Origin of the sequence: Pelagicoccus sp. SDUM812005 (genome assembly GCF_031127875.1) — a bacterium.
GTDB lineage: Bacteria > Verrucomicrobiota > Verrucomicrobiia > Opitutales > Opitutaceae > Pelagicoccus.
The window spans coordinates 45,950-61,116 of the sequence record NZ_JARXIA010000011.1; the positions used below are offsets into that span (position 1 = coordinate 45,950).

The following is a 15,167-nucleotide window of genomic DNA, read 5'->3' on the forward strand; positions in this document are numbered from 1 at the left end:
GGATTGGATGGTTCGTTAGTTGGTGGCGTCCTTCACGCCGTCGGCGATTTCGTCGCCCGCTTCCTTGAGCTCGTCGCCGGCTTCCTTGCCAGCTTCCTTCACTTCGTCCGCGGCTTCTTCGAGGTTGTCGCCGACCTCGCTGTCGCTGCAGCCGACGAAGGCGAAGAGGGATGCGGAAGCGAGCAAGCTCGCGAGTAGTGCTTTGATGGTGTTTTTCATAGTATGTATGGTTGGATGTTTTTGTATGACGTTGGCCTGGCTCAAGCTTGAGCGGCTTCGCGTTTTTCGATGTTGAGCGAAAGGGTGTCGCCGGTTTGCAGGGTACGGATCGGGAACGGGATCTCGATGTCGTGCTCGCGGTAGGCGGCTAGGATGGCGGTGACTCCATCGTGGATGGCGGCGAAGTAGGATTTGCTGCCGGGAAACTTAATCCAGTAGCGCACGGTGAGGTGGATGCTTGATTCGCCGAATTTGATGGCGAAGGCTTCGACGTCCTTGTGCGGGTGCAGCCAGTCGCCGCAGCGGGAGCGGATGGCTTCCTTTGCGACTTCGGCCGCGGCTTCGAGATCGGAATCGAAGGACACGCCGACTTCCAGCTCGATGCGGCGGGCTCCGGTTTGGGAGTAGTTGATGAGCTTGTTTTGGAAGACTTCCTTGTTTGGAATGATGATTCGCTGGCCGCTGAAGTTGACGAGGATGGAGTTGCGCAGGTTGAGGCTTTCGACATGCCCGAGCTCGCCGTGGGTTTCGATGAGGTCCCCGTTCTTGAAAGGTTTGCGGATGCCCATGGTGATGCCGGCGATCAGGTTTTCGGCCAAGTCCTGGAAGGCGAAACCGAGGGCGATGCCGACGATGCCGGCGCCGGCGAGCAGGCTGAGAACGGTCTTTTGCAGGCCGAGCACGCCGAGACCGATGAAGAGTCCGAGGAAGAGGATGAGGATCTTGAGGATGGTGGAGACCAGCTGGGCGATGGCTCCGGTGTCGAAGGCTCGAGCGAAGAGGCGTTTGGTCACGCGGCGACCGATGGAGGCCAAGGCGAAGAAGATCGCGAATATGACGAGCGCGGCGACGGCGTTCGGCAGGTGGGCGACGAGCAGTTCGTACCAGCTGGCCAGCTTTTCGATCAGGATGTGGTAGGCGTCTTCGAAGGATGCGGAGGTGTCGTTCATCGTCTGTTTCGCTAGTTCGGGAGGAAGGGGCCGAGGGCGGGGCGTGCCTTTAAGTTTTTCGTATCATTTTGGTGATCATGGAGATAACGAAGAGGATCAGAAAGATAGCGAAGAGGATTTTGGCGAAGCCTGCTGCGGTGCCTGCCAAGCCGGAGAAGCCCAGCAGGGCGGCGATGACGGCGAGGGCCAGAAAGGTGAGTGACATTTGTAGCATGGCGTTGGTGGGTTGTTGTTGGTTTCGTGCAGGCTGCGGAGGATTGGCTCCGCTGAATCGTGCGTTTTGCAATGAATTCCCCCGTCGGTGGCTCCAGATGGCTCGGGAGCAGCGGACGGGAGCGTTCATCTGCGTGACCTTTCGCATTTGCTGCGCCAGCTGCCTTTGGAGAGGGAAAAGGGAGGTGGAGCGGGGCGGTGGGACAGCGAGGGAAATGCGGCGTATCGCGGCTTGATTCGGAGGGGCTCCTCCGTACAGTCCCGCCCATGCCTAACACTTTCGGCAAGCTATTCACAATCAGTACCTGGGGCGAAAGCCATGGCGGCGGCGTAGGCGTCGTGATCGACGGTTGCCCTCCCAACCTGCCTCTCAGCGAAGCTGACATCCAGCCAGAGCTCGATCGCCGTCGTCCCGGACAGAGCGAAATCACGACTCCGCGCAAGGAGGCCGATCAGGTGCAGATCTTGTCCGGCGTCTACGAGGGCAAGACGACCGGTACCCCGATTTCCATGCTCGTCTTCAACAAGGACGCGCGTCCCGGAGCTTACTCCGAGATGAAGGAGAAATTTCGTCCATCCCACGCCGACTACACTTATCAAACCAAGTACGGGCACCGTAATCCGGAGGGCGGGGGACGTTCCTCGGCTCGCGAGACGATCGGTCGCGTGGCGGCGGGAGCGATTGCTAAGAAGATCTTGAAGCTGACTTCGTCGGTGGAAACGCTCGCCTACGTGACGCGCATCCATGACATCTCGATGCCGGAAGGCGTGGAAATTTCCGAGGAATCGATCGAGGCGAACATCGTGCGTTGCCCGGATGCGGCGACAGCTGAGTCCATGGTTGAACGCATCAAGGAAGCCCGTTCGAAGGGTGATTCCGTGGGCGGTGTCGTGGAATGCCGGATACGCAATCTTCCGGTTGGCTTGGGCGAGCCGGTTTTCGATCGTTTCGAGGCGGATCTCGGCAAGGCGATGCTTTCGCTTCCTGCAACGAAGGGCTTCGAGGTGGGCAGCGGTTTCGAGGGCACGCTGCTGAAGGGCTCCGAGCACAACGATCTTTTCGAAAAGCGCGACGGCAAGGTGCGCACCAAGACGAACCTTTCCGGCGGCGTGCAAGGCGGAATTACCAATGGGGAGGACGTCGTCTTCCGCGTGGCCTTCAAGCCGACCGCAACCATCCTGCAAGAGCAGGCGACGGTGGATCTCGCCGGCGAGGAAACGACTTTGATGGGGCGCGGTCGCCATGATCCTTGCGTGGTTCCGCGCGCGATCCCGATCGTGGAAGCGATGGCGAACTTGGTGATCGTGGACCACATGATGCGCCAGCACGCTCAGAATCGCCTCTTCACTTTCGAAGCTTAAAGCTCCGTTTCTAGCTATGGCCAAGCCGATCGTTTATTTGGTTCTCGCTTGCAAGGGCTCCGATCAGTTTCGCGTGATTGCGGACTTGGTGGAGTTTGGCACGAGCGAGGAGGAGAAGTCTGCGTTTTATTTCAGTTCTCGGGATGCCGAAGAGGTGGAGTCCGACTTTGCGGTGAAGCATCGCAGCGTGTCGACGGGCGCCTATGCATTCGAGGACGGTCGCTTAACGCTCGAAGTCGATGAGACGGCGGATTTGGTTTTCATCGCGGCGGATGGCTTGGGCGATCCTGCGGATTTCGTGGAAGCCTTTCATGCTTGGTTGCCGGATAGCGGCTGCGAGCTGGGACGCGTGATCACGGTGCTGCATAGCGATCTAGCCATCGGGAACAAGGATGCGTTCCCTTGGTTTGATTGCTGTATCCACTTTTCGGATGTGGTGCTGCTATCGTGTCGCGAGAAAGTGGGAAACAAGGAGATTAAGGCTTTTCTCGATCGCTACGAGGAACTGTGCTTCCCGTGCCTCTGGGAGTACGTGAAGAAAGGGCGGGTGGGGAATCCGTCTTTGGTTTTGGATACGCAATCGCGCCGAATCAGCAGAATATTCGACGTACCGGAAGTCTTCGAAGACGATGGCGAAGAAGACGAGTGGGAAGAAGACATCGCTGGCGACGTGACGAAGGATCCGTTTCTGAAAACGGTATCGGGCGGCAAGCGAGCTAAGGAGTTGCCGGATATCGGCACCTTCTTGTAAGTTGCGTTGAGGTCCGTCGCGGGTCGCGGCGCGCTCTTGCCTAGAGGCGCTCGCGGATCCAGTTCAGGATGGCGGCGGCGACTTGGGATTTAGGCAGAGTGTCGAGCGTCTGTACCGAATCTTTGGTGACGAAGTGGACGGTGTTTTGGTCTTGGCCGAAGACGGCGCCTTGGCTGACGTCGTTGGCGACGATGAGGTCGCAACCTTTGCTCGCTCGTTTCTTTTGCGCGTAGGCGATGAGGTCGTCCGTCTCGGCGGCGAAGCCGATGACGAGCTGGGGCCGTTTTTCCTTAGGCAGGGTGCCGACGCTTTTGGCGATGTCTGGGTTCTCTTCGAATTGGAGGTCGAGGCCGCCCTCTTTCTTGAGCTTTTTGTCAGCTTTGTTGGATACGCGGAAATCGCAGACCGCGGCGCAGCCCACGAAGATGTCGGCGGGCAGCTTCGCCTCGACGGCGGCTTTCATTTCTGCGGCGGATTCTACGGGGAGGGCTTCGATATTGGGGTGTTGCGGGGCGGGCTCCTTGGTGTTGCCGACCACGAGGGATACTTTGGCTCCGGCTTGGGCGAGGGCGAGGGCGATGGCGTTGCCTTGTTTGCCGGAGGAGAAGTTGCTGATGTAGCGCACGGAGTCGATGCGCTCGATGGTGCCGCCGGAAGTGACGATGGCTGTCTTTCCGCTTAAGGTTTCGGCGGCTTGGAAATGAGCTTCGATGGCGGCGAGAATGGTGGCGGGTTCGGCCATTTTTCCGATGCCGGTTTCGCCGCAGGCAAGGGTGTCGGTTTGGGGAGGGACGAGGGTGGCGCCGTCGGCTTGGGCTTGGGCGAGGTTGCGGCGGAAGGCGGCGTTTTCCCACATCTCGGTGTTCATGCTGGGGGCTAGCAGGACCGGCTTGTTCTTGGCGAGCAGGACGGAGGATGCGAGATCGTCGCCGATGCCGTTGGCCAGTTTGGCGATGATGCCGGCGGTGGCGGGGGCGATGACGATGAGGTCGGCCCGGCGGGAGAGCTCGATGTGGTTCATCTCGTAGGAGCGTTCGTCCCACATGGCGGTATGGGCGGGCTTGCCGGTGAGGGCTTCGACGGAGAGGGGGGTGATGAAGGCGGCTCCGCCTTGGGTGAGCACGCCTTCCACGCTGGCTCCGGCCTTGGCGAGGAGCCGGATGAGCTCGAGCGCCTTGTAGGCGGCGATGCTGCCGGTGATGATGAGAGTGATTCGTTTTCCGGAGAGGGAGGCCATGGGAAGAGTGAATGGTGAGGGGCGAGGGGCGAATTGGAAGCGCTTTTTTGTGGGGGCGTTGCGGGTGGGCGGCGGCGGGCGTTTCTAGCCCCAGTCGAACTTGAGCTGTTGGGTGGCTCGGATTTGGTTTTCTGGATCGACGAAGCGGACGCCGAGGCCGAGCAGGCGGATGGGGTCGGAGCGGCGTTGGTAGGATTCGTCGAGGAGGTCCTGGAAACTGGAAAGCTGGAAGGGAAGACCGCTGCGCTCGATGGAGCTGCGGGTGAAGTCGGAGTACTTGCACTTGACGAAGAGCTTGGCGATGGGGCGGTCGCTCTTGAAGCGGGCGAGGTCGTGGGAGAGCTCTTGGAAGATGTCGGCGGCGTGTTGTTGGCGGTCTTCGAGGGACTCGAGGTCCTTGGCGTAGGTGCGTTCGCAGCTCATGGACTTGCGGATGCGGTTGGAGACGACCTGGCGGTGATCGATGCCTCGGCAGAGCTCGTAGAGCTCGGAGCCGAACTTTCCGAAGAGTTGCTGGAGCTGGAGGCGGCTTTGTTGCTGGAGCTGGCCGCAGGTGCGAAGGTCGTGTTCGGCGAGGCGGGCGGCGGCTTTTTTTCCGACTCCCCAGATTTTGGATACGGGGAGCTCTTGCATGAAGGCGTCGATCTCGCTGGGGAGGACTTCGTATTGGCCGTTGGGTTTGCGCCAATCGCTCGCGATCTTGGCGAGCATCTTGTTGGGGGCGATGCCGGCGGATGCGGTGAGGCCGGTGGTTTGGCGGATGCGGCTGCGGATTTCTTGGGCGATGTCGGCGGCGGAGCGGGGGTGGTGGGAGACGTCGAGGTAGGCTTCGTCGAGGGAGAGGGGTTCGATGAGCTGGGTGTAGTCTTGGAAGATGCGGCGGATGCGGCGGCTTTCGCGTCGATAGACCTCGGATCGGACGGGCATGACGATGAGGTGGGGGCAGCGCTGCAGGGCCTGGAAGGTGGGCATGGCGGAGTGGCAGCCGAAGGTGCGGGCTTGGTAGTTGCAGGTTGTGAGCACGCCGCGGCGGTTGCTGCTTCCGCCGACGGCTACGGGTTCGCCGCGCAGCTCGGGATGGTCGCGGACCTCGATGGCTGCGTAGAAGCAGTCCATGTCGATGTGGATGATCTGTCGGTTCGGCTCGATGGGTGGAAGGCTCTGGAGTTTTTGGTGGCTTGGCGGGCTGGCTCGGTGGAAGTTTCGGCTTCTGAAATTTGCGATTGTTGCTCTTACTTCGGGGATGCCAATGGCTTTATCGAAGACGAAACTGACTGGGTTGCGGAAATTCCTGCTGAAGAAGACGAGGGAGGCGGAAGGTCGTTTCTTTGTGGAGGGCTGGCATTTGTTGGATGAAGCGATGAAGGCGGGCTGCCGATTGCATGCCGTGGTTTACGATCCGGCGGCCCGGCGGGAGTCGGCGGAGGAGGGGATCTTGACGGCGGCGTTGGCCAAGGCGGGCGAAGTTTGGGAGGGGACGGCGAGCCAGTTGGCTCAATTGTCGGATACGAAAGCGTCGCAAGGGGTGCTGGCTTTGGTGGATCGGGTGGGCTGCGGCTTTGGGGATTTGCTGGAGCGGCTTCCGGCGAGCGGCCCGACGCGGCTGGTGCTGTTGGACGAGTTGGGGGATCCGGGAAATTGCGGGGCGATCGTGCGGAGCTGCGATTGGTTTGGCATGGATGGAGTGGTTTTGGGGCGCGGCTGCGCGGAGCTGGAGAATGGCAAGACGGCGCGTTCGTCGATGGGTGGCTTGTTTCACTTGCCGGTGGCGGTCGGGGTGGAGTTGGTCGAGGCGGTCCAGGCCTTGCAGGCAAGGGGTATCCAGGTTTTCACGACGGAGCTGGACGAGGCGGCGGTTTCGCTGTCGGACTTCGATTTTCCGGAGCGCTGCGCGATCGTGGTAGGGAACGAGGCGCGGGGAGTTTCGCCTGCGGTTTCGGCGGTAGCGGACGGAAAGCTGTTCGCACCGCGGTTCGGGCGGGGGGAGTCTTTGAACGCGGCGGCGGCGGCTTCGGTTTTTTTGGCGAAGTGGCGGGTGTAGGTTTGAGGACTGGGCGGGAGATCTTGGGAATCGGGGATTGATTGTTTTTTCGGGGCGCTTTGGATGGGCGGCTTATGAATTGGATCTCCGATATCGAAGAGGCTTTGGCGAAACGTGCGGCCGAAGGGAAGCGTCTGTTGATGATTTTCAAGGGCAATGGCGACTGGTGCAAGTGGTGCAACGCCTTGGACGGAGTGCTGAAGGAGAGCGATGCCTTGGACAAGTATTTGGAGAGCGAGGGGATCTTGGGCGCCAAGATCTTGATCCCTCGCAAGGCGGAGGACGAGGAGGGGATTCGGGAGCGTTTCGGGATCACGGGAATTCCGTTCCTGGTGTTCTACTCGGCGGAAGGCACCGTGGAGGGCACGACCGAGTTTATCGACGACGGGGATGCTTCGAGCTACGTGCAGTGGATCGAGAGCGTGGACTCGAGCGCCTTTTAGGAGCGGCTCGCAAGGCCGGTCGGCTTGCCGCGCGAAATTTGAAAAGCCCGAATCTCAGGTGAGATTCGGGCTTTTTGGTGAGCGGGCGAAAGTTGGTTACGCAAATAAAAGCGAACGTTGTGTCGCTTTTGCGCGCATTGGGTGCGGGTACCGGTTGGCGGTGGGCTAGTTGAGCTTGAAGGCGCGGAAGGTGTTTTCGTAGCGGACGACGACTTGGCGTTTGTCGATGCGGACGATCTGGGCGCCGTTTACGGTGTCGCCGACGCGTCGGATCTGGCCGTTGACGCTGGCGAGGGGGCGCTCGGAATTGTAGAAGATGCCGGCCAGCTCGATGGCGGGAAAGGTGTCGCGGGGGGAAGGAAGCTGGGGCTTGGGAAGTTCAGCCGCGGGCTCGGCGAGCGCTGGGGAAGGGATGGGAGCGGTGTCGGTTAGCTGGAGCGCTGGCTCTGGCTGTTCGGCTGCTTGAGGTTCGGCGGAAGGCGCGTCGTCTTCTGCTTGGGCGTCGAAGATTTCTTGCAGGGCGTCTTCGGTTTGGCTGATTCCGGAGAAGTCGCGGGCTTTATCCAGGGCGCTCTTGGCTAGAGGTTCCTCGGTTTGGATGAAGGCTTCTTCGGTGGAGTCGACGGTATCTATGGTATTGAGAATGTAGATACCGAAGGTAGCGAGGGCGGCGCAGGCCGCCAAGGCGAGGAAAGGCGTCTTGGTGTTTTTCTTTTGTCCGGCTGGGGCGGCGTCTTGGAGGGCGCTGGCCTTGGCGGATTGGGGCGCTGCAGGGGCGCTTTTTGAGGCGGTGTCGGCTTCTTGGGCTTTGAGGGAGAGGGCTGCGGCGGCTTTGGCGGGGGGCGTTTTGCCGGAGGTGACGTCGAGCCAGTCTTCCCAGGAGTCGGCTCTGCCGATTTCGAGGAGGAAATCTTGGCTGGGGGTGGAGCTGGGGTGGTCGGCCCGCTGGCGGTGGTGGACGATGGCGTTGGCTACGTGCACGGCTGCGAGGGCGGAGAAGGATTTTCCGAAGGAATTGACGGGGTCGTGGTGGAGGGCGACGGCTTCGGTGAGGTTGGTGGGCATGCCCCAACGAGCGAGCACGTAGGCGCCGGTTTCGGCGTGGTTGCAGCCGAGGACTTGGGTCTCGACCTCGATCTGGGGAATGGATTTTTCGAGGGCTAGTTCGCGGGCTTGGGCGAAGGCTTCGGGGGCTGCGTTGAGGAGCACCAGCTTGCCGATGTCGTGCATGAGCCCGGCGGTGTAGGCTTCCTCCGCGGCTTTTTCGTTGCGGGTCTCGTAGTGGGCGATGCGGCGAGCGGCGACGGCGACGGACATGCTATGGTGCCAGAGCTCGTCGGTGATGGCCTTTTGGTCTGCGGTGCCGCCGATGGAGTTGAAGACTTGGATGGCGAGCACGAGGTTTTTGACGCAGTCGGTGCCGAGGATGTTGATGGTTTCCGCGATGTTGCCGATCTTTTCGTCGAAGCCGTAGAAGGAGGAGTTGACGGTTTGCAGGACCTTGGCGGAGATGGCGAGGTCGCCGGCGATGGCTTGGGCGATGGATTCGGTGTCGGCGTGGCGGGAGTTGAGGGCGCTTACGACCTTGAGATAAATCGGGGGAAGGCTGGGGAATTCGCCCATTTGGGCGACCAGTTCCTTGATGCGGGGATTGCCGAGCCAGTTGTCGATGGCGACGCAGCGCTGGATTTCGGATATGAGGCGGGGGGCGGGGCAAGGGCTGGGTAGGTATTGGAAGGAGGCGCCGAAGGTGGACTCGAGCTGAGGCTTGTCGGCTTCGGTGGCGGTGATGAAGCGTTGGGCGTCGGGGGCGATGGCTTCGAGTTGGGCGAGGATTTCGGCTCCCTTTCCGTCGGCGAGGGCGAGGGCGGCGATGATCACGTCGGGCGTGTTTTCCTGGGCGGCTTGGAGGCCTTGCGCTGCGGAGTCCGCGTAGTCGATGCGCCACTGGCTGGCTTTGGGGGCGAGGGCGTCGCGGTAGTTTTGTAGGGCTTGGGCGGCTTCGTCGACGATGAGGATGCGAGTAGTCATGGAGGGTGCCGTTGGCGTAGGGTGATTTAAGAGTTGGAGGTGCGGGCTCGTGGTTCCGCTATTTGGGAGTCGGCTAGGAAGCGGGGGGCTTGAGGAGGGCGCGGAGCTTTGGCTGGGGCTTGGGTGGATGTACTCAAGCGGGGCGATGCGCGTGCGTGAGTCTTACCCATTCGGATTAGGGTTGGCGGACGCTGGGGGAGGCTGCAGCGTGGTGGGATGGCGCGGATGTACCAATACGAAGGCTTGGAAGCGGAGCTTTACGACAGCTTGGACGAGTTGAGTGATTTTGATGATCTCGCATTTTACCGGTGGTTCGTCGACTTGGTGGAGGGTCCGGTCTTGGACCTCGGCTGCGGAACGGGACGGGTGTTGCTTCCGCTGGCCGAGAGCGGGAGGGAAGTCGTGGGCTTGGATGGCTCCCAGGCGATGCTGGACTTGTGCGCGGCCGGACTGGCGGAAAGGGGGGCGAGCGCGGAGCTGGTGCGGGGCGATATGCGGGACTTCGACCTGGGGGAGAAGCGTTTTGGGGCGATTCTGATTCCGGGCTTTAGCATTCAGATGTTGCTGGAGGGGGCGGATGTGGACGCCTGCTTGGCGTGTTGCCGCCGGCATTTGAGGGAGGATGGGCTGCTGATCGTGCCGACTCATATGCCTTGGGAAATGATTTGGGAGGGGCGGGACGAATGTCCGTTGGAGGAGCGCAAGCGGGTGGAGCTGGAGGAGGAAGGACAGCGTTTGGTGGCGTACCAGGGCTGGAGAATCGATGCGATGGGGCAGCGGCTTTCCTTGGCGAACCGCTTCGAGCGCTTGGATGGGAGCGGGAACTTGCTGGAGGTGGAGGAAAAGGAGATGACGATCCGGTGGCACCTTCCGCATGAGATGATGGTAAGGCTCGGCGAGGCGGGCTTTTCGGACGTGTCGGTTTACGGCGACTTCGAGTTCGAGCCTCCGGAGGCGGATAGCGAATCGGTGGTGTATTTGGCCCGTGTTTAGAGCGGTAGCTGGCTGGGGCGGTACGTCCTAGCCGCAACTCGTAGAAGAATTCTTAGTGATCCGTCTTAAGGCGGAAGAGTGCAGGTCGATTGATTTTTAAGTGCAGCTTTCTGACGTAAACACGCTCTCGATTCATGAACTCAACCAACCTGACTGAATTCCAAGTGCCTCTAAGCCTCGATGCGGCTGCCGATCCTTTCGAGTATGAGGGAGCGGATTTGGAGGCTATGGAGGTGGCGGAGAACTATCCGAAATGGATCGTAGAAGAGTTTTCCCCGTACTTGAAAGGGGACATTGCGGACGTGGGAGCGGGTTGCGGAAATTTCTCTCGTTACTTGCTGCGGGCCAATATCGACTCGATTCATGCCTTCGAGCCCTCCTCGAAGATGCACGGTCTTTTAGAGAGGCGCTTTGAAAATGAGGCCCGTCTCGAGTCTGTTAACGCCTACGTTGTAGATGTGGCCGACCGCTACAGCGAACGGTTTGATGCGGTGGTCTACAATAATGTGATGGAGCATGTAGAAAACGACACTGCTGAGCTCGAAGCGGTTTATCGTATGCTGAAGCCCGGCGGCTGCGTTTTGATCTACGTTCCGGCATTGCAGTGGCTCTACAGTGACTTTGATCGTAGCCTTGGGCATTTCAGGCGATATGACAAGGCGAGCGGTAGCGAGCTCTTGTTGGGTACTGGGTTTACTGTAGAGCGTATTAAATATGCCGACGTGCTGGGGGTCCTGCCTTGGTTCCTAATGATGAAGATCATGGGGAAAAAACTGACCAAGGGGAGCGTGGGCCTCTACGATCGTCTTGGCGTTCCTGTGACGCGAATGCTCGAGAAGGTGGTGCCTATGCCTATTGGCAAGAACCTCGTACTCGTGGGCCGCAAGGCGCTCTCGAACTAATGGTGCAGTCGCTATAGCAGTGATTTCATCCAGATGTCTGTCTCTTCTTGGTTGGGAGTTTTGAGCTGGGTGCTGCTGGTTTTGTCCGAATTAAATCGGTCCTGTTCTTCTGCTGAAGCAACCTTGCCCAAGTCGATGTCTGTAACACGGCTAATGCGAGTAAAGTTATAGAGTGAGAAGGAGTTTTCGGCGACTGTCTCGAGCTCTACGGCAGGGCCTAGATCGTTGCTGCGGAGGTGGTGGGATACGAGATTATCGCCCTCGAATTCCAGAAGAAAGTTTTCTAGCACGAATATTTCTCGATAGGTTTTGAACTCTCTTTGCTTGGCCAACTTTTCGAGAGAGAGCTTCGCTCTGCTAGTGTGGATAGCATTGTAATGTTCGTTTTCGAAGACAAGAGGCATCGGGCTAATGAAGAGGTATTGGCCTGGCGGTAGTTCTTCGGCGAAGGTGAGCGCCCAATCGATTCGCTTTTGCAAGGTGTTCGAGTCTTTGTATCGAGGATTCGCATACTGTTTGGAGGCGTAAAGACCGGTCGCTGCCATGAGCGTGTAGCAGAGGTAGGCAGACTTCTTGGATGCAATATGAATTCGGCCGAGTAACAGGCTACCTGCGATGATGAAGCAGATGGTGAGGGGCAGGGCGAGACGGGAGACGATAGGGTCGTCGAATTTTCCGTAGAAGAAGAAGGCGTGAATGAGGCACAGAGGTATTAGATACAGCAAAAAAATCAGGAGAGCTAAACGTGCAGGTTGACCCTTGTAGAGTTCGCTGAAGCGAGTGCCCGAGAAGGCGAAAATGATCAGCAAGCCTGCGGCTCCCAAAAATCCAATGAATGGAGATCCTGGGTACAAGTCGCTCGGTATGAAGAGGAATTTGAATGCACTCTGTAGGTTAGGGCTTATGTGTTCCACAGAAAAGAGCGTGCCGCTTTCCATCGCGTATTGGTAACGTTCCGGGTTTTCCGCTACTGCTCGTTGTTGCCAAATGAGGGGAATGAAGAAAATAGGGGCAAAGCAAGTAACCCAGGATAGGGATATTTGCTTTTGTCTTACCCAATTGGCTAGGATCAGGACGGCGATCGGAATAGCGACTAGCACGGTCTCGTAACGTACTTGGGAAGCCAATACGCCGACGAATGCGAGGCTCCCGAGCTTTTGTGCATCGGGTTCTTCCCAATAGCGAATGCCGCATAGGACTGCTAGTAGGACACAGACGACGTTCAGGATATCAAACCCGCTACCACTGGAATTAATGGCGATCAGTGGTGTGAAGCAGGCAAGTCCGATAGCGATGAGCGCAGGCCTCAGGGATGAAATCTTTTGCACAATGACGCCGATCAAGAGCAGGAGCAGAAAAGTCAGGACGGCATTGAGGTAGAATCCGTTGGAAGAGCTGTAGCCTAGGATGTCATGGGTCAGGGAGAGTAGGAAGGGGAAGAGGAGGGGGCGTTTGTCCAACAGTTCGAGGCGGGAAAAGCTATAGAGAGGAGATTCGCTGATTACGGGGACGTGATACTGATGAAGATTCATCGACACGTTCGTCAGCACGTACTCGTCGAAAGCGATTTTGAATCCGCCGCCGTGACGGGTGTAGAGATAAACGCTAGCGAGTGTGCAAACGATAAGGAGTATTTGGGAATTTCTCCTCTTCGTCCAGTTTAGGAGGGGGCGCCAGTAGGTGTGAAGGAGTACGGCCAATGAGACGCCTGTAAGGAGGGCGATGTTCAGGTATCCAAAATTGATGAACAAGTTGGGCGTGTTCTCCGCGGATGGGTAGAAGAGCGCGAAGAGAAGAGATGCGGTCGCAATGAGTATGAGCGCGATGAGCCTGATGATCATAGGATGTAGGGTTCTCCGAGAGTAGCGTTGACTGAACTTTCGCAAACGAAAAAAAACCATGCCGACCGTGCGGCATGGTTTTCGAAAATTCGACTGTTAAGTTGGGTCGGAACCTAACTTACTTGGACTGACCTTCGGCAGTGAAGACGATTGCAGCCGTTAGCTGAGGGTGGCTGATGGTGAAGTCGCTATCGATACCGAGCTCTGTGCCAGTGATGGTGTATCCAGTGCCGAGGCGGCGAATGTATGGAGTGAGTGCAGAAGCGACAGTACCAGTCGTGGAGTTGTAGGAGTGAGTTACAGTGGTCACGTTGTTTTCGAGCATGTACTGCTGAGCGGCAGAAGCGAGCTGGCGAGCATCATTCTCAACTGCGGATTCGCGGGAGTCTTGGCGGACCTTCTGGAAGGCTGGGATAGCCATGGCTGCGAGGAGGCCGATGATGACCACCACGATCATAATTTCTACGAGTGTGAAACCTTTTTTGGATGTGTTCTTATGCATAATGATATTTTCCTAAGTTTGAATGTTCGGTTGATGAATTTGGATACGAACACTTAGGAATACGGCAGGTCGGAAAGGGCTCTTTAACAGTTTGAACGGCTTTCTAGGGAAAACTTGGAACCTTTGGGTCGTTTACGTTTATTTTGAAATTAACCGTTTGTCTTTTCGCGTTTCACGCACTCCGAATAGAGCTGGCCACCTAGTTTGCATGAGTAAGTTTTTCCTATCGTCCTTCCTTTTCCTCCTAGCGTTCTCCCAGAGTTGGGCGAAATCGCCGCAGGTGCAGGTCATTCTAGATAATGGTGACAGCCTTTCGGGCGCCCTGCTCGACGAGAGCGAATCCGAGCTAAAGCTCTCGGTCGACTATTTGGGGGAGATTTCCTTGCCGCGCGACCGGGTCGCCGAAGTGGTTCGGAAGGCGAAGGGCAAAGAGGAGCGTCCCGCCGGCGAGGCGATCGCTGAGACGAAAATCGCTCCCGTACCGGAAAAGCCTCGCGTGGTGAAGGACGTGCCGGCGCCAGCAAAGGTAGCCCAGGGCGGACCTGCGGAGGCTGAGGAGCCGGAGCGGAAGAGGAGCTTGATGTACCGGTTATTCGCGACCTTGGGCGGGGTCGGTGGAATTGAGATCTTGCCGGAATGGGAGAAGAACGTGCAGCTAGGCTTGAACTCGAGCTCGGGCCGCAAGGAGCAGTCTACCCAGAACTACCGTTTCGACATGCAGCGGAAGTTCGAGTCGAGCCGGATCAACATTAAGGCGGAGTACGCTTACGGAGACGCGAACGGTTCGAAGAACCGCGATCGCTTGAGCTCGAGCTATCGGTGGCGGAAGGATATCGGCCCGGGCGTCTTCTACGAATCGGAGTCGGACTACTACAGCGACCAGATCAAGCTGATCGATGCCAACGTGGAGCAGAAGCTGGGCTTGGGGACGCGATTCCTGGACCAGAAGGATTCGACCTTGTCGGCCGGCTTGGGCGCCAGCGGGCGTTGGCGCAGCTTTCCTTCCAAGGAAGACGAGGTCGCCTACCTGGTGAACGTTTTCCAGGACTGGGACTACCGCATGTCGGAGAGGGTTCGGGTGAAGCAGGACTTCAAGTTTGCCATGCCCTTGGAGGACACGGACGGCTACGAGGTCAATTTCTCCGCCGCGTTGACGAGCTCGGTGAGCAAGTCGGTCAAGTTTTCCGTCCGCTACGAGTTGGGCTTCGACAATTCCCTTGCGGAGGAGTTGCGGGAAGACCGCCGCTTCATCAGCTCGCTCGGCTACGCCTTCTAACGGGGTCGAGGCTTGCCGCTTTATTTCGAGGCGAGCAGCTTTTCGACGTCGACGGGGACCGCGTCCTTCCAGAGGGCTTCGAGCTTGTAGGTCTCGCGGGTCTCTTCGGAGAAGAGGTGCACCATGATGTCGAAGGCGTCCACGACGGCCCAGCCGCTGAAGTCGCCTTCGTCCACGCCGAGGATCTTGACCTTGTGGTCCTTGAGGGCCTTGTCCAGGTCGCGGCGCAGGGCCCTGAGGTGAGGCTCGGCGAGGCCGGATGCGAGCACCAAGTAGTTTGTGATGGAGGATGTCTCCCGTACGTCGAGGGCTACGATGTTCTCCGCCTTGGCGTTGTCCAAGGTCTTGCAGCAAAGGGCTAGCAGCTCTTCGCCTTTCAGTTCTACGTTTGATTTGGTGCTCATGT

General features: G+C 58.7%; 16 protein-coding genes. 7 read left to right on the forward strand and 9 right to left on the reverse strand.

Features of this window, described 5'->3' with window-relative positions:
• Positions 1–15 precede the first annotated feature (15 nt).
• The 3 genes from QEH57_RS13805 to QEH57_RS13815 are packed head-to-tail and all read right to left on the reverse strand — an operon-like array spanning position 16 to position 1,383.
• The gene (locus tag QEH57_RS13805; protein ID WP_309007337.1) at positions 16–219 is read right to left on the reverse strand and encodes a hypothetical protein; all 204 of its coding nucleotides are present in this window, start codon (positions 217–219) and stop codon (positions 16–18) included.
• 41 nt (positions 220–260) lie between these two features.
• Complete coding sequence (locus QEH57_RS13810) at positions 261–1,169, reverse strand: mechanosensitive ion channel family protein (RefSeq protein ID WP_309007338.1); 909 nt, start codon at positions 1,167–1,169, stop codon at positions 261–263.
• Between the two features lie 49 nt (positions 1,170–1,218).
• Positions 1,219–1,383, reverse strand: a complete 165-nt coding sequence (locus QEH57_RS13815; protein WP_309007339.1) for a DUF1328 family protein — start codon at positions 1,381–1,383, stop codon at positions 1,219–1,221.
• A gap of 266 nt (positions 1,384–1,649) precedes the next feature.
• Between QEH57_RS13815 and aroC the strand changes: the two genes are divergently transcribed.
• Positions 1,650–2,744 (forward strand): chorismate synthase, encoded by a 1,095-nt coding sequence (gene aroC / locus QEH57_RS13820; protein WP_309007340.1) that lies wholly within the window; start codon positions 1,650–1,652, stop codon positions 2,742–2,744.
• A gap of 16 nt (positions 2,745–2,760) precedes the next feature.
• Complete coding sequence (locus QEH57_RS13825) at positions 2,761–3,495, forward strand: hypothetical protein (RefSeq protein ID WP_309007341.1); 735 nt, start codon at positions 2,761–2,763, stop codon at positions 3,493–3,495.
• Between the two features lie 40 nt (positions 3,496–3,535).
• Here QEH57_RS13825 and coaBC read toward each other — a convergent pair whose 3' ends face one another.
• Positions 3,536–4,732 carry a bifunctional phosphopantothenoylcysteine decarboxylase/phosphopantothenate--cysteine ligase CoaBC gene (coaBC, locus tag QEH57_RS13830; protein ID WP_309007342.1) on the reverse strand — a complete coding sequence of 399 codons (1,197 nt, stop codon included), beginning with the start codon at positions 4,730–4,732 and terminating at the stop codon, positions 3,536–3,538.
• An 84-nt stretch (positions 4,733–4,816) separates the two neighbouring features.
• Complete coding sequence (gene dinB, locus QEH57_RS13835) at positions 4,817–5,956, reverse strand: DNA polymerase IV (RefSeq protein WP_343224781.1); 1,140 nt, start codon at positions 5,954–5,956, stop codon at positions 4,817–4,819.
• Positions 5,957–5,981: 25 nt separating this feature from the next.
• On the opposite strand from dinB, the gene QEH57_RS13840 reads away from it, so the two are divergent.
• The gene (locus tag QEH57_RS13840; RefSeq protein ID WP_309007343.1) at positions 5,982–6,773 is read left to right on the forward strand and encodes an RNA methyltransferase; all 792 of its coding nucleotides are present in this window, start codon (positions 5,982–5,984) and stop codon (positions 6,771–6,773) included.
• A 74-nt stretch (positions 6,774–6,847) separates the two neighbouring features.
• The gene (locus QEH57_RS13845; protein ID WP_309007344.1) at positions 6,848–7,216 is read left to right on the forward strand and encodes a hypothetical protein; all 369 of its coding nucleotides are present in this window, start codon (positions 6,848–6,850) and stop codon (positions 7,214–7,216) included.
• A gap of 165 nt (positions 7,217–7,381) precedes the next feature.
• Here QEH57_RS13845 and QEH57_RS13850 read toward each other — a convergent pair whose 3' ends face one another.
• The gene (locus QEH57_RS13850) at positions 7,382–9,247 is read right to left on the reverse strand and encodes an HDOD domain-containing protein (protein WP_309007345.1); all 1,866 of its coding nucleotides are present in this window, start codon (positions 9,245–9,247) and stop codon (positions 7,382–7,384) included.
• 216 nt (positions 9,248–9,463) lie between these two features.
• On the opposite strand from QEH57_RS13850, the gene QEH57_RS13855 reads away from it, so the two are divergent.
• On the forward strand, positions 9,464–10,240 hold the full coding sequence (locus tag QEH57_RS13855) for a class I SAM-dependent methyltransferase (protein WP_309007346.1): 777 nt from the start codon (positions 9,464–9,466) through the stop codon (positions 10,238–10,240).
• Positions 10,241–10,374: 134 nt separating this feature from the next.
• A complete protein-coding gene (locus QEH57_RS13860) occupies positions 10,375–11,142 on the forward strand; it encodes a class I SAM-dependent methyltransferase (protein ID WP_309007347.1) in 768 nt (255 codons plus the stop codon).
• An 11-nt stretch (positions 11,143–11,153) separates the two neighbouring features.
• On the opposite strand, the gene QEH57_RS13865 is transcribed toward QEH57_RS13860, so the two are convergent.
• Together QEH57_RS13865 and QEH57_RS13870 are read right to left on the reverse strand one after the other, a co-directional pair.
• Positions 11,154–12,674, reverse strand: a complete 1,521-nt coding sequence (locus QEH57_RS13865; protein WP_309007461.1) for a glycosyltransferase family 39 protein — start codon at positions 12,672–12,674, stop codon at positions 11,154–11,156.
• Positions 12,675–13,101: 427 nt separating this feature from the next.
• Positions 13,102–13,485 carry a prepilin-type N-terminal cleavage/methylation domain-containing protein gene (locus tag QEH57_RS13870; protein WP_309007348.1) on the reverse strand — a complete coding sequence of 128 codons (384 nt, stop codon included), beginning with the start codon at positions 13,483–13,485 and terminating at the stop codon, positions 13,102–13,104.
• A gap of 208 nt (positions 13,486–13,693) precedes the next feature.
• Between QEH57_RS13870 and QEH57_RS13875 the strand changes: the two genes are divergently transcribed.
• Positions 13,694–14,761 carry a DUF481 domain-containing protein gene (locus tag QEH57_RS13875; protein ID WP_309007349.1) on the forward strand — a complete coding sequence of 356 codons (1,068 nt, stop codon included), beginning with the start codon at positions 13,694–13,696 and terminating at the stop codon, positions 14,759–14,761.
• Positions 14,762–14,781: 20 nt separating this feature from the next.
• Here the strand turns inward: QEH57_RS13875 and rsfS are convergent, their stop codons facing one another.
• Positions 14,782–15,165 carry a ribosome silencing factor gene (gene rsfS / locus QEH57_RS13880; protein ID WP_309007350.1) on the reverse strand — a complete coding sequence of 128 codons (384 nt, stop codon included), beginning with the start codon at positions 15,163–15,165 and terminating at the stop codon, positions 14,782–14,784.
• Positions 15,166–15,167 lie beyond the last annotated feature (2 nt).